We start from the raw sequence: 22,808 nt of genomic DNA, 5'->3' as shown, positions 1-22,808 counted from the left end.
GCCGTCTCGGGGCGTTTTTGGCCGGATCCACAACGGAATTTGAACAACACCTATGTGACCGATCGGCGTGGACACGTCCATGCGTCGAACGGGCGGGCCGCTCGCGGGACCGGCCGCGCGAGCGGGCCACGGGCGGTGGTCGGAGTGATAGCCGCGGGCGCGCTGCGGGTGACGATGGCCGCGGCGGGGGCCGTGCTGCTCGCCGTCGCGGCCTCGGTGTACCGGACCGACGGGACGCGAGCGCTGCGGCCGTTCGCGGCGCTCGTCGGCGTCGTCGGGACGCTCGCGGTCGCCGACTCGCTGGCGGCCGGTGACCCGACCGGACTGTCGGTCGTGTGGCTCGTCGCGTACCTCGCGATCCCGGCCGCGTTCGGCTGGTTCGTCGTCGAGTACTACGGCCTCCCGCACCTGGCCTCGCGGCCGCGTCGCGTCGCGTTCGCGACGCCGGTGGCGCTGGGCGTCGCCGGCGGGACGGTGATCATCCTCGCCCCCTCGGCCGCGGGCGCGATGAGCGGCGGCGGCCTCACGGCGACGCCGCGGTTCCCCGCGGTCCTCGCGCTGGCGGGCGCCTTCGAACAGGTCGGGCTCTACTTCGCGAGCGCGGTGATGCTCGCTGGTATCGCGCTGCTGGCGGTGACGGTCGCCCGCTACGACCACCTCGATAGGCGCCTGGCCGTCGCGCTCTCCTTCGTCCCCGCGTGGCCCTGGGTCGGGCACTTCCTCGCGCCGGGGATGAACGGGACAGTCCCGGCGGAGACGCTCGTGGGCTTCACCACGGTCGGATACGTACTCAGCGCCGGTGCCGCCGCGTTCGCGGTGACGCGGGGCGGCCTCGACGACGCCGCCCCCGCCGCGGGGACGCTCGGACCGCAGACGGTCCTCTCGGAACTTGACGAATCCGTGCTCGTCGTCGACCGGCGGGCGCGGGTCGTCCGCGTCAACGAGACGGGTGCCGAGACGTTCGGCGTCGACGGACCCGACCCCGTCGGCGCGCGCCTCGGGGCCGTCGTCGGCGTCGACCGCGCGACCCTCACCGAACCGGGGACGGTGGCCCTCGATGTCGGCGGGCGGACCCGGCAGTTCGAGGCGACCGTCTCGTCGGTGACCGACAGGTACGGTCGCTCGCCCGGCGAGGTCGTCGTGTTGCGGGACGTGACCGGCGATCGGGTCCGCGCACAGCGGCTGAGCGTGCTCAACCGCGTCGTCAGGCACAACCTCCGCAACGAACTCTCGACGATCATCGGCCGAGCGTCGATCATCGCCGAGCGCGACGGCGACCACACGGACATGGCCGAGTCGATCCTCGACACCGCCGACGACCTCGCCGACCTGGGCGACCGCGCTCACGAAGTCGAGGGGATGATGGCGCGCTCGCTGGACACCGACCCGTCGCTCGCGGTCGGCCCCGTCGCCCAGCGGGTCGTCGACGACCACCGTACGACCGACTCGGCGGCGACGCTGTCGGTCGACGTCCCGACCTCGCTAGCGGTCGCCGCCGACGAGACGCTCCTCTCGCAGGTCCTCGACAACCTCGTCGAGAACGCGCTCGAACACAACGACGCGCCGACGCCGGTCGTCACGGTCGGCGCGCGGGCTGTCCCCGACGAGCGCGCCGTCCGGATCTCGGTGGCGGACAACGGCGCGGGACTCCCCGACCACGAGCGGGCGGTCATCGAGTCGGGCGAGGAGTCGCCGCTCGAACACGGCAGCGGACTGGGCCTCTGGGCGGTCAACTGGGGCGTGACTCGACTGGGCGGCCGTCTCGCGTTCAGCGACAGGGACCCGGTCGGGACCGTCGTCACGGTCACGCTCCCGGCCGGCACCGAGGCCGAGACAGCTCCGACCGCGAGCGCCGAAGCGGACTGATGTCGGGGACCGCGACCGGCCTCGCGTTCAGTCGCCGGCGCTGGGCTCGCCGCTGGGCCGGTCGACCGCCGGGATCGCACAGGCGGGGTCGTGGCTCGCCCGGACCGCGCTGCCGGTCAGGATGAGGACACTCGCGGCGAAGAAGAGCCCGCCGACGGGCGACGACGGATCCATGAACGCCCAGTAGACCGGCGTGGCCGCCGCGCCGAAGACGGCGCCGGCCGCGCCGTAGACCGCGGGCGCACAGCAGCCGCAGGCGGTCGCGCCGGCGGTCGTGATGGTGCCGATCACCGCCCGCGGGGAGTCGACACTCCCGCCGGTCGTGAGCTGGCGCGCCGCCAGCGCGGCGTTGCTCGCGACGAGCCCGCCGAGAATGCCCACCAGCAGCAGCGACCCCAGCGAGACGTACCCCGACAGGGGGATCGAGGGGAAGTAAAACTCCAGGGCCGGCCAGTACACGAGCGGCGAGGCGACCTGGTAGGGGGTGACGAAGCCCTGGCCCACCATGTCGGCCGTCAGGTCGGGGTTCACCGAGAGCGTCCCCGCCGAGAACAGGTAGAAGACGCCGAACATGCCGAAGGTGACGACGGCGGTGAGCGCCGGGATCCGCGCGGTGAGCACCCCCGGGAACGCCGCGCCGGCGTCGCGGTAGAAGACGTAGATCACGGCGGCGGGCACTGCCGCGGCGAGGCAGTACCCGAGCGGGTTCGTCAGTCCCTCCTGGGGCAGCAGCGTCGGGTAGGCGATCCACGCCGAAAGCAGGAGGCCGAGCCCGACGTAGCGGGGGCGCTCGGGCCACTTCCAGCGGACGACGACGAGACTCCCCAGCGCGACGACGATGGCCGAGACGGCGTTGACGACCGGGAACAGCCGCGTCCAGTCCGGCGTCGCTTCCGGCGCGATCTGGATCTCGACGAGCCCGATGGTCCCCGCGATGACCAGTATCGCGCCAGCCGAGAGGAGTCCCGCGCCGAAGCGGTCGCTCCGCGTCCCGTCGCGCAGCACCTGCAATCCGCCGGCGCCCGCGACGATCCCCAGGATTGCGAGCGCGCCGAGGAGCCAGTGGGGCGTCCCGGCGTGGGTCGTGCCCGCGTGGGCGACGACCGCGTCGAACCCCCCGAAGCTCCCGACCGCGGCCGTCGGTCCGGTTCCGATCGCCTGGCCGAGTGTCATTGTCGAACGTCGGGACCGGACGACAAAGGACGTTCTGATACGCGCGTCGAAAGCGCGACCGAGCGTTCACAGTTCAGGGACGGAGCCCGACAGTCGGCGAGAGCGAGGGCCGCCGCGCTTACCCGTCCAGTTCCGCACGCAGCAGCTGGTTCACGTCACCGGGGTCCGCCGAGCCGCCGGTCTTGCCCATGACCTGTCCGACGAGGAAGTTGATGGCGCCGTCGTCGCCGTCGTGGTAGTCGGCGACGGCGTCGGGGTTCTCCTCGATGGCCGCCTCGACGGCCCCCTGGACCTCGTCGCCGCTGGTCTTGCCCAGGTCCTCGCGCTCGACGATCTCCGTCGGCGCGTCGCCCTCGTCGAGCATCTCCCGGAGCACCGTCTCGCGGGCGTTCTTCGTCGTGATCTCCTCGTCGGCGACGAGTTCGACCAGCCGCTCGATCTCGTCGAACCGACCCGAGACATCCGTGATCGCCATGTCGCGGTAGTTCAGCTCCCCCAGCAGCTCGTCGGCGACCCACGTCGCGGCCAGGCCGGGGTCGAAGCGCTCGGCCACGTCTTCGAAGAAGTCGGCGACCTCCTTCGTGGAGGTGAGCTTGTCGGCGGCCTCCTCGTTGAGGCCGTACTCCGCCTGGAAGCGCTCCCGGCGAGCATCGGGGAGTTCCGGGATCGACAGCCGCTCCTTCCAGTCGCTGACTTTCAGCGGCGGGAGGTCGGCCTCGCGGAAGTAGCGGTAATCTTTCTCCTCTTCCTTCGAGCGCATCGAGAGGGTGACGCCCTTCGATTCGTCCCAGTGGCGGGTCTCCTGCTCGACGACGCGGCCGCGCTGGATGGCGTTGCGCTGACGGGTCTCCTCGTAGGCCAGCGCCTTCTCCGCGCCCTTGTGGCTGGAGATGTTCTTGACCTCCGTGCGGTTGGGGTCGGCGTCCTCCAGGGTCGACGCGTCGACCTCCTCGCCGTCGACCTCGCTCATGTCGACGATCGAGAGGTTGGCGTCGACGCGCAGCGAGCCGTCGCGGGTGGCGTCGAAGATGCCCAGATACTCCAGCACCTCCGTGAGCTTCGCGAGAAAGGAGCGAACCTCGTCGGGCGAGCGGAAGTCGGGCTCGGTGACGATCTCCATCAGGGGCGTGCCCGCGCGGTTGTAGTCGACGAGCGTGTAGTCGGCGGTGTCGATGGAGCCGCCCTTGTGCTGGAGGCTACCGGGGTCCTCTTCGAGGTGCGCCCGACGAACGGAGACCGACCGGCGCTCGCCCTCGACTGAGAATTCGAGTTCGCCGTCCTGGCAGATCGGGGCGTCGTACTGAGTGATCTGGAAGTTCTTCGGCAGGTCGGGGTAGTAGTAGTTCTTCCGGTGGAAGTTCGTCTCCTCGGGGATGGTGGCGTCGATGGCCTTGCCGACCTTGACGGCCGCCTCGACGGCGCCCTCGTTGACCACCGGGAGCGCGCCGGGCAGGCCGAGGCAGGTGGGACAGGTGTGGGTGTTGGGCTCGTCGTCGCCAACGTCGGTCGAACAGCCGCAGAATATCTTGGTGTCCGTCTCCAGCTGGACGTGGACCTCCAGTCCGATGACGGTCGCGAGGTCCCCCGTCTCGACGGCTTGTGCGGTCATTACCCGCGATTCGGCACCGTCCGGCTAAAGGCTAACGACCCGAGCGAACGTCACCGGTCGTGACGCCGCCGCAATCGCCGCTCGGTCGGGCCGAGCAGACGAACGACGAGCGTGGCGACCGCCAGTCACAGACGTTTGCGACCCATCATCGTGGCACAGACGACCGTTAGATGCGTGGATCGGACGTGAAACGAGTGTTTCGTGTCGAGGTCGAACGACCGGCCGAGCGACGCGTCGGTCCGAGCGGAGTGGGCGTGCCAGCGGCGCGAGCGCTCCGGCCACGGAGACGCTGCGAGTAGGCGGTTCCTATCAGGATCGGTGCGAATGTCTGACGTAGGTTTATGACGGGGGAAACCACTCGTAGTGATATGTGCGGTAACCGAGTCGAGGAGCTCGAATCACGCGTCAAGGAACTCGAGGCGTCCGTCGAGGGGCTGACGGACGAACTCGTCGAGTGCAAGGTCCGCCTCCGCGAGCTGGAGAACGCGGTCGACGAGGACATCGGGTTCACCCCCGACGAGCCCGTCGACTCGTCGGAATCTCCAGACGAAGTCGAGGCCGATAGGACTAAAACCGAGGCTACCGAGGAAGACGATAGCACGGAGAGCGGTCCCGGCGACATCATCATCGCCTAGGGCCGCTCCATCGCGAGCACCATGCACATCAAAGAGCTCGTCCTTGACAACTTCAAGAGTTTCGGCCGGAAGACTCGCATCCCTTTCTACGAGGACTTCACCACCGTCAGCGGCCCCAACGGCTCCGGTAAGTCCAACATAATCGACGCCGTTCTGTTCGCCCTGGGCCTGGCCCGGACCTCCGGCATCCGCGCCGAGAAACTCACCGACCTGATCTACAACCCCGGCCACGCCGACGACGACGCCGAGACCGGCGGCGAACGGGAGGCCAGCGTCGAGGTGATCCTCGACAACGTCGACCGCACCCTCTCCCGGTCGCAGGTCGTCACCGCCGCAGGCACCGAGAACGTCGGCGACGTCGACGAAATCTCGATCCGCCGCCGGGTCAAGGAGACCGACGACAACTACTACTCTTATTACTACATCAACGGCCGCTCGGTCAACCTCTCGGACATCCGCGACCTGCTCGCGCAGGCGGGGGTCACTCCCGAGGGCTACAACGTCGTCATGCAGGGCGACGTGACCGAGATCATAAACATGACNATCCGCGACCTGCTCGCGCAGGCGGGGGTCACTCCCGAGGGCTACAACGTCGTCATGCAGGGCGACGTGACCGAGATCATAAACATGACACCCGGCGCCCGCCGCGAGATCATCGACGAGATCGCCGGCGTCGCCGAGTTCGACCAGAAGAAGGAATCCGCCTTCGAGGAGCTCGAAGTCGTCGAGGAGCGCATCGAGGAGGCCGAACTCCGCGTCGAGGAGAAGGAGACCCGCCTCGACCAGCTCTCCGAGGAACGGGAGACCGCCCTGGAGTACCAGGACCTGCGCGACGAGAAAAGCGAGTACGAGAGCTACCGCAAGGCCGCCGAGCTGGAGGACAAGCGCGAGGAGCTCGACGCGGCCACCGACGCCGTCGAGGAACTGGAGGCCGAACTCGAGGACCTCCAGCTGGAACTCGACGAGCGCCAGGGCCGCGTCGTCCGGCTCGACGAGGAACTCGACGACCTCAACGCCGAGATCGAGCGCAAGGGCGAGGACGAACAGCTCGCCATCAAGCGGGAGATGGAGGAGGTCAAGGGCGACATCTCCCGGCTGGAGGACAAGATCGACTCGGCCGAGGAAACTATCGAGGACGCCGAGAACGAGCGCCGCCAGGCGTTCGTCGAGATCGACCGCAAACAGGAGACCATCGACGACCTGGAATCGGACATCCGCGAGACGAAGGTCTCGAAATCCTCGCTGAAGGCCGACGTGCAGGAGAGAGAGAGCGAACTCGACGAGGTGCAGGCCCGCATCGACGAGGTCGGCGAGGAGTTCGAGGAGGTCAAAGACGAACTCGAAGAGAAGCGCGAGCGCCTGGAGGAACTCAAATCCGAGAAGAACGACCTCCAGCGCGAGCAGGACCGCCTGCTCGACGAAGCCCGTCGGCGGTCGAACGAACAGCGAGAGACCGAGTCGGAGATCGAGGACCTCGAAGAACGGATCCCGGAGATCGAGGCGGAGATCGACGACCTGGAGGGCGAGCTGGAGAAAGCCCGGAAGAACCAGGGGACCATCGCCGAGGTGGTCTCGGACCTGAAAGACGAGCGCCGCGCGCTGCAGGACGACTTGGACGACATCGAAGACGAGCTGACGGCCAAACAGCAGGAGTACGCCGAGCTGGAGGCGAAGGCCGGCCAGGACGGCGACTCCTCGTACGGCCGCGCGGTGACGACCATCCTCAACGGCGGCATCGACGGCGTCCACGGGACCGTCGGCCAGCTGGGCGGCGTCGACCCCGAGTACGCGGTGGCCTGCGAGACCGCCGCCGGGGGTCGCCTGGCCCACGTCGTCGTCGACGACGACGGCATCGGCCAGCAGTGTATCGACTACCTGAAATCGCGGGGCGCCGGCCGGGCGACGTTCCTGCCGATCACGCAGATGCAGAACCGCTCGCTGCCCTCGCTGCCGAGCCACGACGGCGTCGTCGACTTCGCGGCCAACCTCGTCGACTTCGACCGCGACTACGCGGGCGTCTTTTCGTACGTCCTCGGCGACACCCTCGTCGTCGACAGCATGGACACCGCACGGGACCTGATGGGCGACTTCCGGATGGTCACGCTGGAGGGCGACCTCGTCGAGAAATCCGGCGCCATGACCGGCGGTTCCTCGAAGGGAACCCGCTACTCGTTCTCGGGCGGCCAGGGTCAGATCGAACGGATCGCCGCGAACATCAACGACCTCGAGGACGAACGCCAGTCCGTCCGCGAGGACCTGCGTGACGTGGAGGACCGCCTCGACGACGCCCGCGACAAGGAATCGGACGCCGCCGAGCAGGTCCGGGACATCGAGACGGACATCGAACGGCGCGAGACCGAACGGGAGGAGACCCGCGAGAAGATCGAGGACCTCGGAGAGCGCCTCGACGAAATCGAGAGCGAACGCGACGAGGTCTCGGCGGACATGGACGCCATCGAGGCCGACATCGAGGCCAAGACCGCCGAGATCGACGAACTGGAGGCCGAGATCGACGACCTGGAGAGCGAGGTCGAGGACTCCGAGCTGCCGGACCTGACGAGTCGCGCCGACGAGATCAACGCCGCTATCGACGACCTGGAGGGCCAGATAGACGATCTCGACGGCGAGCTGAACGAACTGCAACTGGAGAAGGAGTACGCCGAGGACGCCATCGAGGACCTGCAGGAGAAAATCGAGTCGGCGCAGAACCGCACGGCGAAACACCGGGAGCGCATCGAGGGCTTCGAGAGCGAGATCGCCGAGAAGGAGGAGACACTCGAGGAGAAAGAGGCGGCGGTCGCCGAGCTCGAATCGGAGCTGGCCGATCTGAAAGACGAGCGCGAGGACCTCAAGGAGGATCTGAAGGAGGCCCGCGCCGAGCGCGACGAGAAGAAAGAAGCGGTCGGCGCGGTCGAGAGCGACCTCGACGAGCGCCGGGACGAGGCCGAGCGCCTGGAGTGGGAGGTCGACGAACTCGAGGCCGCCGTGGGCGACTACGACCCCGAGGAGATCCCCGACCACGACGAGGTCGAGTCGGAGATCGCTCGCCTCGAACGCGAGATGGAGGCGCTGGAGCCGGTGAACATGCTCGCCATCGAGGAGTACGACCGCGTCGAGGCGGAACTCGACGACCTGCAGGACAAGAAGGGGACCCTGGTCGAGGAGGCGGAGGGCATCCGCGACCGGATCGACCGCTACGAGCAGAACAAGAAGGAGACGTTCATGGAGGCCTACGACGCCATCGACGAGCAGTTCCGGGACATCTTCGAACGCCTCTCGAACGGCAGCGGCCAGCTCCACCTGGAGAACGAGGACGACCCCTTCGAGGGCGGCCTGACGATGAAGGCACAGCCGGCCGACAAGCCGATCCAGCGGCTGGCGGCGATGTCCGGCGGGGAGAAGTCGCTGACTGCGCTGGCCTTTATTTTCGCCATCCAGCGGCACAATCCCGCGCCGTTCTACGCGCTCGACGAGGTCGACGCCTTCCTCGACGCGAAGAACGCCGACCTGGTGGGCGAGATGGTCGACGAGCTCGCCGGGAAGGCGCAGTTTGTCGTCGTCTCCCACCGGTCGGCGATGCTCGAACGCTCAGAGCGGGCCATCGGCGTGACGATGCAGGGCGACAACATCTCCGCGGTGACGGGTATCGACCTCAGTTCCGAGGGGGTGCCCGCGGATGACTAGCGAGTCGCGAAGCGACTCGGACACGCGAGCGGAGAGCGAAGCGAGCCGCGAGCAGAGCGAGTCGAGCGGGGAGGAACGGAGTGATGACCCGCGAGACAGCGAGGACGCCGAGGACGAGATTCCGCTGAACATCGCGGGCCACGAGGACCGCCAGCGGCCGAGTGAGAGCGACGAGAACCCGTTCGGCGGCGACGACGAGTCGGACGGGAATGGCGACGAGGCGGCAACCGACACCCTCGTCACCGGCGACCCCTCGGTGGACGGCCAGCCCGACCCCACGATCGACGCCGAGGCCGACGCGGCGGCTTCGACGGCCGGCGACGGCGAGGACGAGGAAGACGAGGAGCCGGTGGAGGTCCTGGTCAACCTCGCCGAAGACGGAGAGATCGACCCGTGGGACATCGACATCGTCGCGGTGACGGACAAGTTCCTCGACCGGTTGGACGAGGGCGACCTGCGCACGTCCGGCCGGGCGCTGTTCTACGCGAGCGTCCTCCTGCGGATGAAGAGCGACGCGATGCTCGACGACGGGAGCGAGGAGGAGGACGAACCGTGGGAGGAACCCTGGGAACAGGGCGGCGAGATGGCCGACGACGGCTTCGAGGGCCCCGACCCCTTCGCCGCGCTGGAGTCGGAGATGGACCGCCGGCTGGAGCGCCGGCGCGCCCGCGGGATGCCCCAGACGCTGGACGAACTCGTTCGCGACCTGCGGGAGGCCGAGCGGGACAACTGGTGGAAGGAATCGCGCGAGTACGACACCAGCGGCTCGCCCGCGGGCTTCGACCGGGGCACCCAGGAGCTCGACTACCGCAGCGGCGACGACTTCCGGATGGACGAGGAGCCCAGCGCCGCCGACGTGACCGACACGGCCCACGAGGAGCACGTCGACGAGATCATCGACGACGTCCACGACGCGCTGCGCGAGCAGTACGACAAGGGCCGCGAGGAGGTGCTCTACCGCGAGATATCCGACACCGGCGGCTCGCGCGTGCTCACCTTCCTCGGCCTGCTCTTTCTGGCCCACCGCGGCCACGTCCGGCTCACCCAGGACGAGATGTTCGGCGACCTGTGGGTCCAGGACCCCAACGCGGCCACGGGCTCCGAGGAAGCCGTCGCCGACTGACCGTCGCGTCGCTCGTCGCCACGAATATGTGGCCGAGGCGCCGATATCTCGACGTGAACGTCCCCGACCGCGCCGAGTACGCGCTCGTAGTCGTCGGTGTCGTCTGCTGCGGGCTGACCGCGCGCGTCGGCGGTTCGACCCAGCGGGCGTGTCCGGGGATCGACAGCGCCGTCTACGAGGCGGTCGGCGTCGACCCCTGGGGTGTCAGAGTCCTCGGCGTCGAACTCCCGTCGCTGGCGCTCTCGTGGTACGACGGCTGCAACTGGCGGACCAACTCCCTCGTCCCGCTGGCGCTCGGACTCTGCTGTCTCGTCACCGCCGCAGCGCTCCGTCGGAAATCCCGCTGAGACGCCGCGATTGGGGCTTCGTACCCGACAGCCACCCCCCGTCGAAACAGTTATACTTCGAAGTGGCGTGTGTTAACAGGAGACATGACGCCGACCAAGTTCCGGGAGCGCCTGAAGGAGGCCGACGGGAAGGTCGACATCGAGGCCTTCTACGACGCGCTCCGGTACGTCCGCGAGGACGGACGCGAGCGCGGACGAGACGGGCGTCGACGCTGAGCGCCGCGTCGGTACACACCGGTTGTGCGGGGCTGGCACCGAACGGTAGCGGACGACCGGCGGTAGTTCTCGGCGTGGCAGGGTGACGGGGAGCGGTGGCTGAGGATGTCCGGTAGCCCCCGGGAGGGGGCGAGAGCCGGTCGCTCGCGGCCCGCTACCGATTGTCCGCGAACCAGTCGCCAGTCGGTTGCGAGTTTCCTGCGTGTACCGTGCGGATCCGCTTTCCCTCCGGCGGGCAGTCAATCGGGGTAAGCCGACGTTGCGGTCGCACCGACCTGAGAAAGTGGCTCATAGTTAACGAAACACACGCCGGACGAGCATCCATGAATCTCGCCGTGATCGGATTCGGGAACGCCGGGGGGAAGGTCGTGGACAAACTGCTCGCGTTCGAGTCGAATACGGGACGGTCGCTGTGTCGCTTCGCGCTCGCGGTCAACTCCGCCGAGATCGACCTCGCCAAGCTGGACTACGTGCCCCGCGACAACCGCATCCTCATCGGGCAGACCGACCAGCGCGTCAAGGGCCGCGGCGCGGGCGCCGACCCCGAGGTCGGCGCGACGATCGCCCGCCAGGACCACCACGAGATCGAGCGCGCGATGGACGGCGTCCCGATCCACGACATCGACGGCTTCCTCGTCGTCGCCGGCCTCGGCGGCGGCACCGGCTCCGGCGGCGCGCCCGTCCTCGCCGAGACACTGAGCGACCGCTACGCCGAACCGGTGTACGGGCTGGGCGTGCTCCCCAGCGCCGACGAGGGCGGCCGCCCCGCGTTCAACGCCGCCCGCTCGCTCACCTCGTTCACCGAGGCCACCGAGAACCTCGTCCTGTTCGACAACGACACCTGGCGCCAGCACGGCGACTCCGTCGAGACGGGCTACGACCGCACCAACGAGGAGATCGCCCGTCGGGTCGTCACCCTCCTCGCAGCGGGCGAACTCGACGGCTCCCAGATATCCGAGGCCGCCATGGACTCCTCGGACGTCAAACGCACGCTGGCCACCGGCGGCGTCAGCTCCATCGCCTTCTCCTCCTCCGGCCTCGAATCTGGCACCCGCGAGGAGAAGGGCCTCATCAGCCGGTTCACGAACGGCCACGACGAGAGCCGCGACGAGAGCGACCTCACGATGAAGGTCCACGGCCTCGTCCGCAAGGCCGTCAAGTCCCGCCTGACCATCCCCGCGGAGATCGACTCCGCCGAGCGCTCGCTGGTCGTCGTCTCCGGCCCGCCCTCGGAGTTCTCCCAGAAGGGGATGCGTCGCGCCCGCGAGTGGCTCGAACGCGAGACCGACAGCGTCGAGATCCTGGCCGGCGACGACCCCCGCGAGGGCGCCGACAGGCTGTCGGTCGCGGTACTGCTCTCGAACGTCACGCGGGTCGACCGCATCGACGCCCTCCAGGACCAGGCGGTCGACGCCAAGTCCAACATCCAGCAGCAGGCCGACACCCGCGAAGACGAGATCAACGACCTCATCACCGACGACTCCGGCGAACTCGACCCGATCTGAGCGAGTCGTTTCGATCGTTCCCGGGTCGGTATTTGCCCGGAACGAGGCTGCCGGTACCGCGACCGACGACCGCGGGCGTGACGCACCGACCGCGGGAATGACGCAGACCGCGAACAGCGTGAAAGCCCCGACGCGTTCGACTCCCGCGGTTCGTCGAACGCGTCGCCCCTTTTATTCCCACCTGCGTCGGCTGATCGGACAGTCTGTGCGGGCGGGAATGAAAGGGGCCGCTCGCTCGTGGCCGCCGCGACGAAGTAAGCACTGCAGCGACCACAGGGAGCGAAGCGCGCAGCGAGTCGCGGCGGCCACGAGCGAGCGGGGGCTTTCACGCTGTTTGGGGCACCAGGGAGAGTGCGGTTGGACACGGTCGCGGTGGCCTCGATGGAACCGCACTACGCACACCCGGTATCTTATTGTGCAGGTAGGCAACGGGATACACATGACCGAGACCCGTCGCGTCCAGCTCGTCGACGCGTTCACGACGGAACCGATGGCCGGCAACCCGGCGGGGGTCGTCCCCGAGGCGGCCGACCTCGCCGACGACCAGATGGAAGCCATCGCGTCGGAACTCGGCGCCAGCGAGACCGCGTTCGTCCTTCCCAGCGACGAGGCCGACCACCGGCTGCGCTACTTCACGCCCGAGCGCGAGGTCGACCTCTGTGGCCACGCCACCGTCGCGGCGTTCGCGTCGCTGTCCGACCGCGGGGCGATCGACGACGGCGACCACACCGTCGAGACCGAAGTCGGCGTCCTCGACGTCGAAGTCGAACCCGACGGCACCGTCTGGCTCACGCAGTCGCCGCCGGAGGTCCGCGAGGTCGACGTGGAGATCGAGGCGGCGGCCGACGCGCTCGGCCTCGACACCCCGGCGCTGTCGGAGGTCGGCGAGGACCTGCCGATCGCCCGCGCTTCGACCGGCCTGCCCTTCCTCGTCGTTCCGGTTGGCTACTTCGAACAGCTCTCTGCGGTCGACCCCGATATGGCGGCGATCGAGAAGCTCTGCAAGCTGAACGGCGCCGAAGGGCTGTACGCGTTCACCTTCGACACGCTCGAAGGCGACGCGACGCTCCACGGGCGGTCGTTCGCGCCGCTGGCGGGCATCCCCGAGGACCCCGTCACCGGGACTGCCAGCGGCGCGGTGGGCGCGTATCTGCGCTACCAGGGCGCGCTCGACGCCGAGGACCCGCTCGTGTTCGAGCAGGGGCACTTCCTCGACCGTCCGGGACGGGTGCTGGTCGACACCCGCGAAGGCGAGGAGGGCGAGACGGCGCCCCGCGTCGGTGGCCGGGCGGTCACGACGCTCGACGGCGACCTCACGGTTCCCGAGAGCGACGACGACGACATCATCGAGGCCTGAGCCGGTCCGGCGAGGCGACCGACCGCGGGGCGAGCGGCGGCCTGCGGCTGACTGCACGTGGCCGCCGCCCGTGTGATGGTATCACGGGTACTCGGAACCGAAACAATATTCGGTATAACGACGCCGTTACCGCCTCTAGCGCAAGTTTTTTACCGATGTGCCGGCCGGAAACTTCTTGAGCGTCCTCGGCGACACTGTGGATACGGTCATGGCATTACTCTGGCTGGACGACGTTACGGCCGAGGATTTCGACTCGGTCGGAGGTAAAGGCGCATCCCTGGGGGAGCTGACATCGGCGGGTCTGCCGGTGCCCCCCGGGTTCGTCGTGACGGCCGAGACGTACCGGTCGTTCATCGAGGAGACCGGTATCGACGAGGAACTGTTCGAGGCCGTCGACGTCTCCGTCGACGACTCCCAGGCGCTGGCGCGGGCCGCCGAGCGCGCACAGGAACTCATCCAGGAGACCGAGATGCCCGACGAGATCCGCGCGGAGATCCTCGAAGCCTACGACTCCGTCGAGGACGGCAACGCCTCAGTGGCGGTCCGCTCGTCGGCGACGGCCGAGGACCTCCCGGACGCCTCCTTCGCCGGCCAGCAGGAGACGTTCCTCAACGTCACCCGCTCGGGCCTGCTCGACAAGGTACGGGACTGCTGGGCCTCTCTTTTCACACAGCGGGCAATCTACTACCGACAGGAACAGGGCTTCTCCCACGACGTGGTCAACATCGCCGTCGTCGTCCAGCTGATGGTCGACGCCGACAAGAGCGGCGTCATGTTCACGAGCCACCCGACCACGGGCGCCCCGCAGGCGATCATCGAGTCCGCCTGGGGCCTGGGTGAGGCCGTGGTCTCGGGCGCCGTCTCCCCCGACAAGTACGTCCTCGACCGCGAGACGGGCGAGCTGCGCGATGCCACCGTCGCCACCAAGAAGGTCATGCACGTCCGCGACGAGGAGACCGGCGAGACGATCGAGCGCCCGGTCCCCGACGACAAGCGCGACGAGCAGGTTCTCTCCGAGGCGGAACTCGACCGCCTCGTGGGTCTGGGCGACGAGATCGAATCGTACTACGGCGACCCCCAGGACGTGGAGTGGGCCATCGCCGACGGTGAGCTGTACGTCCTCCAGTCCCGTCCGATCACCACTATCGACGAGGGCGCCGAGGAGGTCGAGGGCGCCTCCAACGGCGTCGGTGACGTGGCCGGTGTCGCCGACGGCGGCGCGGCCGCCGAATCCGGCGGTTCGAGCGGCGACGGCAACGTCGTCTTCTCGGGCATCGGCGCCAGCCCCGGTCGCGTCTCGGGACCGGCCCGCATCGTTCGGAAGCTCGACCACCTCGACAAGGTCGAGGAGGGCGACATCATCGTCGCCGAGATGACCACCCCCGACATGGTGCCGGCGATGAAACGCGCGACCGGCATCGTCACCGACGAGGGCGGCATGACCAGTCACGCCGCCATCGTCTCGCGCGAACTCGGCGTGCCGGCCATCGTCGGCACCGAACAGGGCTCCGAGACGCTCCACGACGGCCAGGTCATCACTATCGACGGTGACAAGGGAACCGTCGAGCAGGGCGACGCCACCGGCGGCGACGAACGGGAACCCGTCGAGGAGGTCCGTCCGCAGGCGCCGGTCAAGCCGATGACCGCGACGGAGGTCAAGGTCAACGTCTCCATCCCCGACGCCGCCGAACGCGCCGCGGCGACCGGCGCCGACGGCGTCGGCCTCCTGCGGATGGAACACATGATCCTCTCGACGAACAAGACGCCCGAGCGCTACATCGAGGACCACAGCGCCGACGAGTACGTCTCCGAGATCGTCGACGGGGTGCGGGGCGTCGCCGAGGAGTTCTACCCCCGACCCGTCCGCGTGCGCACGCTCGACGCCCCCACCGACGAGTTCCGCCAGCTGGAGGGCGGCGCCGACGAACCCGCCGAACACAACCCGATGCTCGGCTACCGCGGCATCCGCCGCAGCCTCGACCGCCCGGATCTCTTCGCCCACGAACTCGCCGCCTTCCGCCGCCTGTTCGAGTTGGGCTACGACAACGTCGAGATCATGTTCCCTCTGGTCAACGACGCCGAGGACGTGTTGCAGGCCCGCCGGCTCATGGAGCAGGAGGGCATCGACCCCGACAAGCGCGACTGGGGCGTGATGATCGAGACGCCCGCCGCCGCGCTTGGCGTCGAGTCGATGGCCGACGCGGGCATCGACTTCGTCTCCTTCGGCACGAACGACCTCACCCAGTACACGCTCGCGGTCGACCGCAACAACGGCCGCGTGGCCGATATCTTCGACGAACTCCACCCCTCGGTGCTGAAGCTCATCAGCGAGACCATCGAGACCTGCCGCGAACACGGCGTGGCCACCAGCATCTGCGGCCAGGCCGCCTCGAAGCCCGAGATGGTCGACCACCTCGTCAACGAGGGCGTTACCTCCATCTCCGCGAACATCGACGCCGTCCGCGACGTGCAACACGAGGTCAAGCGCGTCGAGCAGAAGCTCCTGCTCGACGACGTGCGCTGAGCCGGTATCACCGCGATACCACCCGACGTAGCACGGTTTTCGCCGCTGGCTCCCCCCTCACGACCGCGACTCGGCGCTCGTTCCTGACGTTCGGTAACAACACCCATACGACGGAGCGTCGGGGCTCCCGCTCGCGCGACGGCGGGCGGCGTCGACCGGCTGGCGACGAGTAGCGCCGCGTTTCGGCCGCGAGCGGGCGGATACCTCGCTGATAACAAAGTTCGCCGGAGGCGACCGATCGCACGGGATGACACCAGACAACCGCGGCTCGTCACGGCGGGGCGTACTGAAGGCGCTGGGCGCGGGGACGGTGCTGGCGGGGCTGGGCGGGACCGCCGTCGTCGGCGGGCGAGACGGGCGAGCAGTCGGCGGCGAAGACGTCGGTGCGGTCAGCGGGGCGGACCGCGTGCAGCAGGCCGAATCGGTACACACCGTCGAGACGCTGACCACCGGGCCGCCGACCAACCCCGACCGACCGGCCGATTTCTACTACCAGCCCACCGGGCTGGCCGTCGAGCCGGGTGACATGATCCGCTTCGAGTTCGTCACCCCCGACCACAACGTCGTCTCCTATCACCCCGCGTTCGGGATGCGACGGCGAGTGCCCCTGGACGTGGCCCCGGTCTCGTCGCCGCTGTTGGGGTATCGACCCGACTCCATCCCCGGCGAGATGGTCGACCCGCCGGGCGAAGGCGGTGAGGAACCGACGGGGGCGGCGACGGGAACGCCGACCGCGACCGTCTCTCCCGGCGCCAACGCCGGGGAGACCGGGACCGAGACGGGGACGCCGACCGACGAGGGCGAGGGACCGGAGCCGGACCACTGGCTGCTCGCGCTGGCGGAGCCGGGCGTCTACGACTTCCTCTGTTCGCCCCACGAGGTCTACGGGATGGCGATGCGCGTGGTCGTCGGCGACGAGACGGACGCGGCCTTCGAGACGGCGGACCCCGAGGCGCTCCCGGAGCCGCGCGTCGGCCCGGCGGGACTGGCGCGCGTGACGCTCACCGATCCCGCGCTCGCGCCGGAGACCGTCGTCGACGAAGGGACCGTCGAGTGGAGCGCGCTGGCGGTGAACCAGGGCGACGGTGGCACGGCGACCGAGACCCCAGGCACCGAGACGGGAACGGCCGGAACGGAGACCGGAACCCCCGGCGGTGCGACGGAGACGGGAACCGAGACGGGTGGCTGAGCCGACCGCCTCCGTTCAGAAGAACGTCAGCTTGTCCCGGCGGTACAGGTCCATCTCGGAGACCATCGACGGGTCCTGTTTCGCGGCGAAGCGGACGGCGTCGGCGATCTCGGTGGGTTCCGATGCCTCGCCTTCCTCGAACCGTTCCTCGAAGGACTCGCCGCTCTCGCTGGCGAACTCGCTGCGGACCTCGGCGGGGTTGATAGTGGTGACAGCCACGTCGTCCTCGCCGACATCGGCGGAGACGCTCTTGGCGAACCCGCGGACCCACCACTTCGTCGCCGCGTAGACGGGGTTGAACGGTCGGGGGTACTGCCCGGCGAAGCTCCCGATGAAGACGACGGTCCCGGCGGTCTCGCGGAGGTGGGGCAGCGCGGCCCGGGTCGCGAAGAAGTAGCCGTCGACGTTGACCTCCATCATCGTGCGGTAGTCCTCCGTCGAGAGGTCGTCGACGCCCTCGCCGGCGACGACGCCGACGTTGTTGACGAGGAGGTCGAGGCGGCCGAACTCCGTGACCGTCTTCTCGACCAGCGCGTCGACGGCGTCCTCGCTACGGACGTTGGTGGGGACGACCAGCGTCTCGATACCGTAGGCGTCTTCGAGGTCGGCGGCGATCGATTCGAGTCGCTCCTCCCGGCGGGCGGCCAGCGCCACGTCGGCCCCGTCTTCGGCCAGCGCGTGGGCCGTCGCCTCGCCGATGCCGGAACTCGCGCCGGTCACGATCGCTGCCTGTCCGTCCAGGGACTGCTCGCTCGACATAGCGCTCGATAGGACGGCCGCCGCTATAAGTGTCGGCAGTCGAGTCGGCGCAACGGCGGTGGTGGCGTCTCGGAAGCGACTCCAGGGCCCGGCCGCACGTGGCGCTAAATCCGCCGTACGTAGCCGTTTCGAGCCCTACGCGGACATCTGCCCCCAATAGATATTTCACCTCGGGGTCGGAAGTGTAACTATGAATAATGATCGTAGAGGAAGAGCGTCTCGCCTGTTCGGAGCGCTGGCCGACCCGGACAGGCGGGTCGTCCTGTACTACCTGCGGGAACGCGAGTCGGCGTCGCTGGAGACGCTCGCGGACCTGGTGACGGGGTGGACCGAGGCGGGGCCGGGGCCCGACAGGCCGGTCACCCACGACGACGTCCGGGTCGGGCTCCACCACGTCCACCTGCCGACGCTCGACGCGGCCGGACTGGTCGACTACGACCCGGACGAGGGGCGAGTCACGTTCGACGGGCTCTCGTCGGCGGGGGAGACGGTGGTCGACGCGGCGCTGGCCGCCGACACGACCGACGCGGCCGTCGACCTCGAGCGACTGCTCGCTGCGACCGGCGACGCGGGAGCGGACGATGGCGGCTGAGGACGAGCCGCCGCTTCGCGAACTGCGCGGCCGCGCGCGGGGCCCGTCGAAAACGGTCACGACCTTCGGCCCGGAACCGTACGACGACCTGACGGGCGTCCTCGACCGGTTCGACGCCGAGCTGGTCCACGAGTCGCTGCCGATCCCCGAGTCGTCGGGATACCTGGTCGTCAAACGCGGCGGCGAGTATCTCGGCGCCATCTCCGCGGCGGCGTTCGGCGAACTGCGCGACCCGCCCGACGACGCGCCGTGGGACACGACCGCTGCGGCGTCGGCCTACCACGACCTGGTGGCGCTGCTCTCGGGCACGTCCTTCGAGATGGGCGACAGGGACCAGATGGTGGCGACCGCCCGCGAGATCGAGGACCGCGCCTGGCGGAACGGTCGAGGCAGACTCTACGCGACCTTTCAGGCGCTGTCGGCCTTCGAGAAGCAGGTCTCGACGTACGAGCACCTCGCGGGGACCACGGACCTTTCGGTCACGGTATACGGCGACCCTGACTGGGGGCCGCCGGATATCGACGGCGTCGATATCCGTCGCGACGAGACCGGAGAGATCAGCGACTTCTGGGTCGTCGCCTTCGACGGCGGCGGCGACGACGCGGACAAGTGCGCGATGATCGCCGAGGAGGAATCCCCGGGGACCTACGTCGGCGTCGTGACCTACGACCCGGGGGTCGTCGACGACCTGACGGCGTACCTCGACGACGTGGCCGGCTCGACCCCGTGAACGACCGGTTCCGACACCGCAGGAGCTAAACGAGTCGCTCCCTTGCTCGTTGGTATGCAGCTGGCCGAGCCGCAGGATTTCGAGCGCGTCCTGTCGTCGATGTGTACCGAACCCCACCCCGCGGCTCGGGAGGCGGCCGAGCGATTCCTCGCGACCAACCCCGGCGACCCCGGCACCTACGAGAGCGTCGCGGCGCTGGAGGAGCGCGCGGTCGACCTGCTCGGCGAGGTCACCGGCCACCCCGACCCGGAGGGGTACGTCGCCAGCGGCGGCACGGAGGCCAACATCCAGACCGTCCGGATCGCCCGCAACCGCGCCGACACCGACGACCCCAACGTCGTCGCGCCCGCGAGCGCGCACTTCTCGTTCACGAAGGCCGCCGATATCCTCGACGTGGAGTACCGCACCGCTCCGACGACCGGCCACCGGGCCGACCCCGAGGCGATGGCCGAACTCGTCGACGACGACACCGTCTGCGTCGTCGGCGTCGCCGGCTCGACCGAGTACGGCTACGTCGACCCCATCCCCGAACTCGCCGAGGTGGCCCACGAGGTCGACGCGCTCTGTCACGTCGACGCCGCCTGGGGCGGGTTCGTCCTCCCCTTTACCGACCACGAGTGGAACTTCGAGGACACCGACGTGGACACGCTGACGATCGACCCCCACAAGATGGGCCAGGCCGCCATCCCCGCCGGCGGCCTGCTCGTGCGGGACCGGTCGCTGCTCGACGAACTCGCGATCCGGACCCCCTACCTCGAGTCCACGTCGCAGGTGACGCTCACCGGGACCCGCAGCGGCGCCGGGGTGGCCAGCGCCGTCGCGGCGATGGAGGCGCTGTGGCCCGAGGGCTACCGCGAGCAGTACGACCGGTCGATGGCCAACGCCGAGTGGCTGGCCGACCAGCTCGCCGCCCGGGGCCACGACGTGGTCGAGCCGGACCTGCCGCTGGTGGCCGCCGACCTGTCGGTGCCGATGACGGAGGAACTGCGCTCGCGGGGCTGGCGGGTCGCCAAGACCGGCGCCGACGAGATGCGCGTCGTCTGCATGCCACACGTCACCCGCTCGATGCTGCGCTCCTTTGTCGCCGACCTCGACTGGTACTGAGCCTCGACGGACACCGAGGTACGTAGGGCAAATATGAAAGCTTACGATACCCCGCGCGTTACCGCCGGTCGTGTTCCCCGTCGAGGTCCCCGCGCTCCTGTTGGGCAGTACCTGTAGCGACCCCTCCGGGACCCTCGTCGAGGCCGTCTGCACCGCGACGGGCCCCCCGGGCCTGTTCATCGTCCTCGTCTACTCGTTCCTGATCACGTTCATCCTCCCGCTGCCCTCCGAGATCGTCCTCCCGCTGGCCGACCAGCTCCGACTCGGGCTGCCCCTGTGGGCGAACCTGACGCTGGTCGTCCTCGTCGCCAGCATCGGGAAGGCCGGCGGGAGCGTCTTCGCGTTCCACATCGGACAGGAGGCCAAAGAATCCGGGCCCGTCGTCAGGTGGCTCCGGCGCTCGCGGTTCGACGTCATCGAGTGGTCCCAGTCGAAGGTCGTCCAGCTCTCGAAAAAGTACGGCTACGCCGGCCTCGCGCTCGCGCTATCGGTCCCCGCCTTCCCCGACACCCTCTCCGTGTACGCCTTCTCCGTCCTCGAAGACGACTACCTGAAGTTCGCCGCAGCCACCTTCGTCGGGAGCGTCGGCCGCTTCCTCGTCTGGATCGTCGTCGTCCGAGGCGGGGTCGCGAGCCTGTGAACGGGTCGCGACCGGCGGCCCGCCGCCCGGTATCTGCCCCCGCGGGGCCACCGCGGATCGTCCCGTTCACCGTACCTCGCCGCCGCCGGTGCGCTTACAAGGTGTCCGGGTCACTTCGGGGTAATGGAAGGGGTGCTGTGGTACGTGTTCGCCAGCACCCGCGGGGGGGAGAACCGGGCGCGCATCCTCCGTGCGATAGACGAGCGACCGCGCAACGCCAACCAGCTGGCCGGGGACCTGGACCTGGACTACACCACCGTCCGCCACCACCTGGAGGTGCTCGAAGACAACAACGTCGTCGAGGCCAGCGGCGACGACTACGGCGCCGTCTACCTGCCCACGGAGCAGTGTCGCGCCAACTGGGACACCGTCGAGGAGGTCCTGGGGACCGTTCTGGAGGACGATTCATGACCCAACGACCGACAGACAGCCGACCGAGCGATCCGCCGACCGACCCGCCGAACGACGAACCCGCGACCGACGACCCGCCGAACGACCGACCGCCGGCCGCGGGACCGCGAGCGACCCGGCGACCGACCGGCTCGCCGAGTCCGGAGACAATTTGGACAGCCTATTTGCGGGCGCGTCCCAAAGGAGTGATTCAGCGATGACACTGTGGTTCGAGGCCGCCCGCCTCGCCGTGGTCGGCAACGTCGCGCTCCTGCTCGGCCTGACCGCGGTCTGGGCGCGCAACTACCGCGCCTACGGCGCCAGCCACACCCTCGGCCTGCTCGTCTTCGGCAGTCTCCTCCTCGCGGAGAACCTGCTCGCGGTCTATCTGCTCTTCTTCCACGGCACCTTCCACGGCTGGGTCTACTCGGCCGCCCCCGTCGCCCAGCGCGGCATGATGGCGCTCAACGTCCTCGAACTGCTCGCGCTCGCCTTCCTCGTGAAGATCACCTGGGAGTGACCGCGGGTCGTCCCACCCGACCGGTCCGCCCCGGTTGCCTCCTCGTCACCGCGAACCCACGACCTACCTGCGTGGTACCCACGCGCTCGGCGGGCTTTATCGTGTCACCGATCGTAGTAGTTGTATGGAGTACCGTCGCGTCACCTCTCAGATCCTCGTCGGCGTCGTCGTCGTGTTGCTGGGGCTCGTCCTACTCGCTCGGACGACCGGCGTCTACGACACCGGCCGCCTGCTCGTCTACGTCCCGTCGCTGTTCGTGCTGGTCGGCCTGTTCGCCATCGTCGCGAGCGGGTTCCGCAACCTCGTCGGCCCGTTGGCGGTCGTGCTGGTCGCCGCCGGCTGGCAACTTGTCGCGCTCGATTACCTCGCCGCCGAGACGGTGTTCTCGCTGTGGCCGGTCCTGCTCGTCCTGTTCGGCCTCTCGCTGATCGTCGGCCAGTACCGCGCCCGCGCCGTCGCTCGCGAGTCGGACTTCCTCACCTCGGTGGCCGTCTTCGGCGGCCGCACAGAACGCTCGACTTCGAAGACGTTCCACGGCGCCGACCTGACCGCCGTGTTCGGGGGCGTCGAACTCGACCTGCGCGACGCCGTCGTCGAGCACCCACCGGCGACGGTCAACGCCGGCGCCCTGTTCGGCGGCGTCGACCTGATCGTCCCCCGCGAGTGGAACGTCCGGGTCGACGTGTTGCCGCTGTTCGGCGCCGCCGAGGACGAACGGCCCCGCCGCGCGGAGGAACACGACGAGGTCGACCTGGTCGTCACCGGCTTCGCCTTCTTCGGCGGCGTCGCCGTCGACGACTGACTCCGACGGCAACATTTATCCGACGAGGCGCCAGAGTGAAGCG

General features: G+C 69.1%; 20 protein-coding genes. 17 read left to right on the top strand and 3 right to left on the bottom strand.

Annotation, left to right across the window (positions count from 1 at the left end; translation table 11 throughout):
- The first annotated feature begins 135 nt into the window (after positions 1-135).
- Positions 136-1,866 carry a sensor histidine kinase gene (locus C475_RS20530; protein ID WP_006885829.1) on the top strand — a complete coding sequence of 577 codons (1,731 nt, stop codon included), beginning with the start codon at positions 136-138 and terminating at the stop codon, positions 1,864-1,866.
- A gap of 27 nt (positions 1,867-1,893) precedes the next feature.
- On the opposite strand, the gene C475_RS20525 is transcribed toward C475_RS20530, so the two are convergent.
- On the bottom strand, positions 1,894-3,039 hold the full coding sequence (locus C475_RS20525; protein WP_006885828.1) for a hypothetical protein: 1,146 nt from the start codon (positions 3,037-3,039) through the stop codon (positions 1,894-1,896).
- 118 nt (positions 3,040-3,157) lie between these two features.
- On the bottom strand, positions 3,158-4,648 hold the full coding sequence (gatB, locus tag C475_RS20520) for an Asp-tRNA(Asn)/Glu-tRNA(Gln) amidotransferase subunit GatB (RefSeq protein ID WP_006885827.1): 1,491 nt from the start codon (positions 4,646-4,648) through the stop codon (positions 3,158-3,160).
- A gap of 368 nt (positions 4,649-5,016) precedes the next feature.
- On the opposite strand from gatB, the gene C475_RS20515 reads away from it, so the two are divergent.
- From C475_RS20515 to C475_RS20480, 9 genes are all read left to right on the top strand, one after another.
- Positions 5,017-5,283 carry a DUF7518 family protein gene (locus C475_RS20515; protein WP_006885826.1) on the top strand — a complete coding sequence of 89 codons (267 nt, stop codon included), beginning with the start codon at positions 5,017-5,019 and terminating at the stop codon, positions 5,281-5,283.
- A gap of 21 nt (positions 5,284-5,304) precedes the next feature.
- On the top strand, positions 5,305-8,967 hold the full coding sequence (smc, locus tag C475_RS20510) for a chromosome segregation protein SMC (RefSeq protein WP_006885825.1): 3,663 nt from the start codon (positions 5,305-5,307) through the stop codon (positions 8,965-8,967).
- On the top strand, positions 8,960-10,090 hold the full coding sequence (locus tag C475_RS20505) for a segregation and condensation protein A (RefSeq protein ID WP_006885824.1): 1,131 nt from the start codon (positions 8,960-8,962) through the stop codon (positions 10,088-10,090). The genes smc and C475_RS20505 overlap by 8 nt, the downstream gene beginning before the upstream one ends.
- A gap of 53 nt (positions 10,091-10,143) precedes the next feature.
- The gene (locus C475_RS20500; protein WP_152436561.1) at positions 10,144-10,437 is read left to right on the top strand and encodes a hypothetical protein; all 294 of its coding nucleotides are present in this window, start codon (positions 10,144-10,146) and stop codon (positions 10,435-10,437) included.
- An 84-nt stretch (positions 10,438-10,521) separates the two neighbouring features.
- On the top strand, positions 10,522-10,653 hold the full coding sequence (locus C475_RS25210) for a hypothetical protein (RefSeq protein WP_006885822.1): 132 nt from the start codon (positions 10,522-10,524) through the stop codon (positions 10,651-10,653).
- Between the two features lie 323 nt (positions 10,654-10,976).
- On the top strand, positions 10,977-12,158 hold the full coding sequence (locus C475_RS20495; protein ID WP_006885821.1) for a tubulin/FtsZ family protein: 1,182 nt from the start codon (positions 10,977-10,979) through the stop codon (positions 12,156-12,158).
- Between the two features lie 439 nt (positions 12,159-12,597).
- On the top strand, positions 12,598-13,515 hold the full coding sequence (locus tag C475_RS20490) for a PhzF family phenazine biosynthesis protein (protein WP_006885820.1): 918 nt from the start codon (positions 12,598-12,600) through the stop codon (positions 13,513-13,515).
- A 208-nt stretch (positions 13,516-13,723) separates the two neighbouring features.
- Positions 13,724-16,039: a phosphoenolpyruvate synthase gene (ppsA, locus tag C475_RS20485; protein WP_006885819.1), complete on the top strand. Its 2,316-nt coding sequence runs from the start codon at positions 13,724-13,726 to the stop codon at positions 16,037-16,039.
- Positions 16,040-16,286: 247 nt separating this feature from the next.
- Complete coding sequence (locus tag C475_RS20480) at positions 16,287-17,228, top strand: cupredoxin domain-containing protein (protein ID WP_006885818.1); 942 nt, start codon at positions 16,287-16,289, stop codon at positions 17,226-17,228.
- Positions 17,229-17,243: 15 nt separating this feature from the next.
- Here C475_RS20480 and C475_RS20475 read toward each other — a convergent pair whose 3' ends face one another.
- Positions 17,244-17,987, bottom strand: a complete 744-nt coding sequence (locus tag C475_RS20475; protein ID WP_006885817.1) for an SDR family oxidoreductase — start codon at positions 17,985-17,987, stop codon at positions 17,244-17,246.
- Between the two features lie 190 nt (positions 17,988-18,177).
- Between C475_RS20475 and C475_RS20470 the strand changes: the two genes are divergently transcribed.
- From C475_RS20470 to C475_RS20440, 7 genes are all read left to right on the top strand, one after another.
- On the top strand, positions 18,178-18,579 hold the full coding sequence (locus C475_RS20470; protein ID WP_006885816.1) for a DUF7344 domain-containing protein: 402 nt from the start codon (positions 18,178-18,180) through the stop codon (positions 18,577-18,579).
- Positions 18,569-19,309 carry a DICT sensory domain-containing protein gene (locus C475_RS20465; protein ID WP_006885815.1) on the top strand — a complete coding sequence of 247 codons (741 nt, stop codon included), beginning with the start codon at positions 18,569-18,571 and terminating at the stop codon, positions 19,307-19,309. The genes C475_RS20470 and C475_RS20465 overlap by 11 nt, the downstream gene beginning before the upstream one ends.
- Positions 19,310-19,363: 54 nt before the next feature.
- A complete protein-coding gene (mfnA, locus tag C475_RS20460) occupies positions 19,364-20,413 on the top strand; it encodes a tyrosine decarboxylase MfnA (RefSeq protein ID WP_006885814.1) in 1,050 nt (349 codons plus the stop codon).
- Between the two features lie 70 nt (positions 20,414-20,483).
- On the top strand, positions 20,484-21,053 hold the full coding sequence (locus C475_RS20455) for a YqaA family protein (protein ID WP_006885813.1): 570 nt from the start codon (positions 20,484-20,486) through the stop codon (positions 21,051-21,053).
- Positions 21,054-21,176: 123 nt separating this feature from the next.
- On the top strand, positions 21,177-21,464 hold the full coding sequence (locus tag C475_RS20450) for an ArsR/SmtB family transcription factor (RefSeq protein WP_006885812.1): 288 nt from the start codon (positions 21,177-21,179) through the stop codon (positions 21,462-21,464).
- Between the two features lie 196 nt (positions 21,465-21,660).
- Complete coding sequence (locus C475_RS20445; RefSeq protein WP_006885811.1) at positions 21,661-21,963, top strand: hypothetical protein; 303 nt, start codon at positions 21,661-21,663, stop codon at positions 21,961-21,963.
- Positions 21,964-22,087: 124 nt separating this feature from the next.
- Positions 22,088-22,765, top strand: coding sequence for a LiaF transmembrane domain-containing protein (locus C475_RS20440; protein WP_006885810.1), 678 nt, complete (start codon positions 22,088-22,090; stop codon positions 22,763-22,765).
- Positions 22,766-22,808 lie beyond the last annotated feature (43 nt).

It is taken from the genome of Halosimplex carlsbadense 2-9-1, from assembly GCF_000337455.1.
GTDB classification, from domain to species: domain Archaea; phylum Halobacteriota; class Halobacteria; order Halobacteriales; family Haloarculaceae; genus Halosimplex; species Halosimplex carlsbadense.
Note: the sequence above shows the minus strand (reverse complement) of the source record. Positions and strands in the feature narration are given on the sequence as shown.

Bases quoted from the DNA above. Each gene is read 5' to 3' on its own strand.
- C475_RS20525 (WP_006885828.1), bottom strand. From the start codon at position 3,039: ATGACACTCGGCCAGGCGATCGGAACCGGACCGACGGCCGCGGTCGGG.
- gatB (WP_006885827.1), bottom strand. From the start codon at position 4,648: ATGACCGCACAAGCCGTCGAGACGGGGGACCTCGCGACCGTCATCGGA.
- C475_RS20515 (WP_006885826.1), top strand. From the start codon at position 5,017: ATGTGCGGTAACCGAGTCGAGGAGCTCGAATCACGCGTCAAGGAACTC.
- C475_RS20505 (WP_006885824.1), top strand. From the start codon at position 8,960: ATGACTAGCGAGTCGCGAAGCGACTCGGACACGCGAGCGGAGAGCGAA.
- C475_RS25210 (WP_006885822.1), top strand. From the start codon at position 10,522: ATGACGCCGACCAAGTTCCGGGAGCGCCTGAAGGAGGCCGACGGGAAG.
- C475_RS20495 (WP_006885821.1), top strand. From the start codon at position 10,977: ATGAATCTCGCCGTGATCGGATTCGGGAACGCCGGGGGGAAGGTCGTG.
- C475_RS20490 (WP_006885820.1), top strand. From the start codon at position 12,598: ATGACCGAGACCCGTCGCGTCCAGCTCGTCGACGCGTTCACGACGGAA.
- ppsA (WP_006885819.1), top strand. From the start codon at position 13,724: ATGGCATTACTCTGGCTGGACGACGTTACGGCCGAGGATTTCGACTCG.
- C475_RS20480 (WP_006885818.1), top strand. From the start codon at position 16,287: ATGACACCAGACAACCGCGGCTCGTCACGGCGGGGCGTACTGAAGGCG.
- C475_RS20475 (WP_006885817.1), bottom strand. From the start codon at position 17,987: ATGTCGAGCGAGCAGTCCCTGGACGGACAGGCAGCGATCGTGACCGGC.
- C475_RS20470 (WP_006885816.1), top strand. From the start codon at position 18,178: ATGAATAATGATCGTAGAGGAAGAGCGTCTCGCCTGTTCGGAGCGCTG.
- C475_RS20465 (WP_006885815.1), top strand. From the start codon at position 18,569: ATGGCGGCTGAGGACGAGCCGCCGCTTCGCGAACTGCGCGGCCGCGCG.
- mfnA (WP_006885814.1), top strand. From the start codon at position 19,364: ATGCAGCTGGCCGAGCCGCAGGATTTCGAGCGCGTCCTGTCGTCGATG.
- C475_RS20450 (WP_006885812.1), top strand. From the start codon at position 21,177: ATGGAAGGGGTGCTGTGGTACGTGTTCGCCAGCACCCGCGGGGGGGAG.
- C475_RS20445 (WP_006885811.1), top strand. From the start codon at position 21,661: ATGACACTGTGGTTCGAGGCCGCCCGCCTCGCCGTGGTCGGCAACGTC.
- C475_RS20440 (WP_006885810.1), top strand. From the start codon at position 22,088: ATGGAGTACCGTCGCGTCACCTCTCAGATCCTCGTCGGCGTCGTCGTC.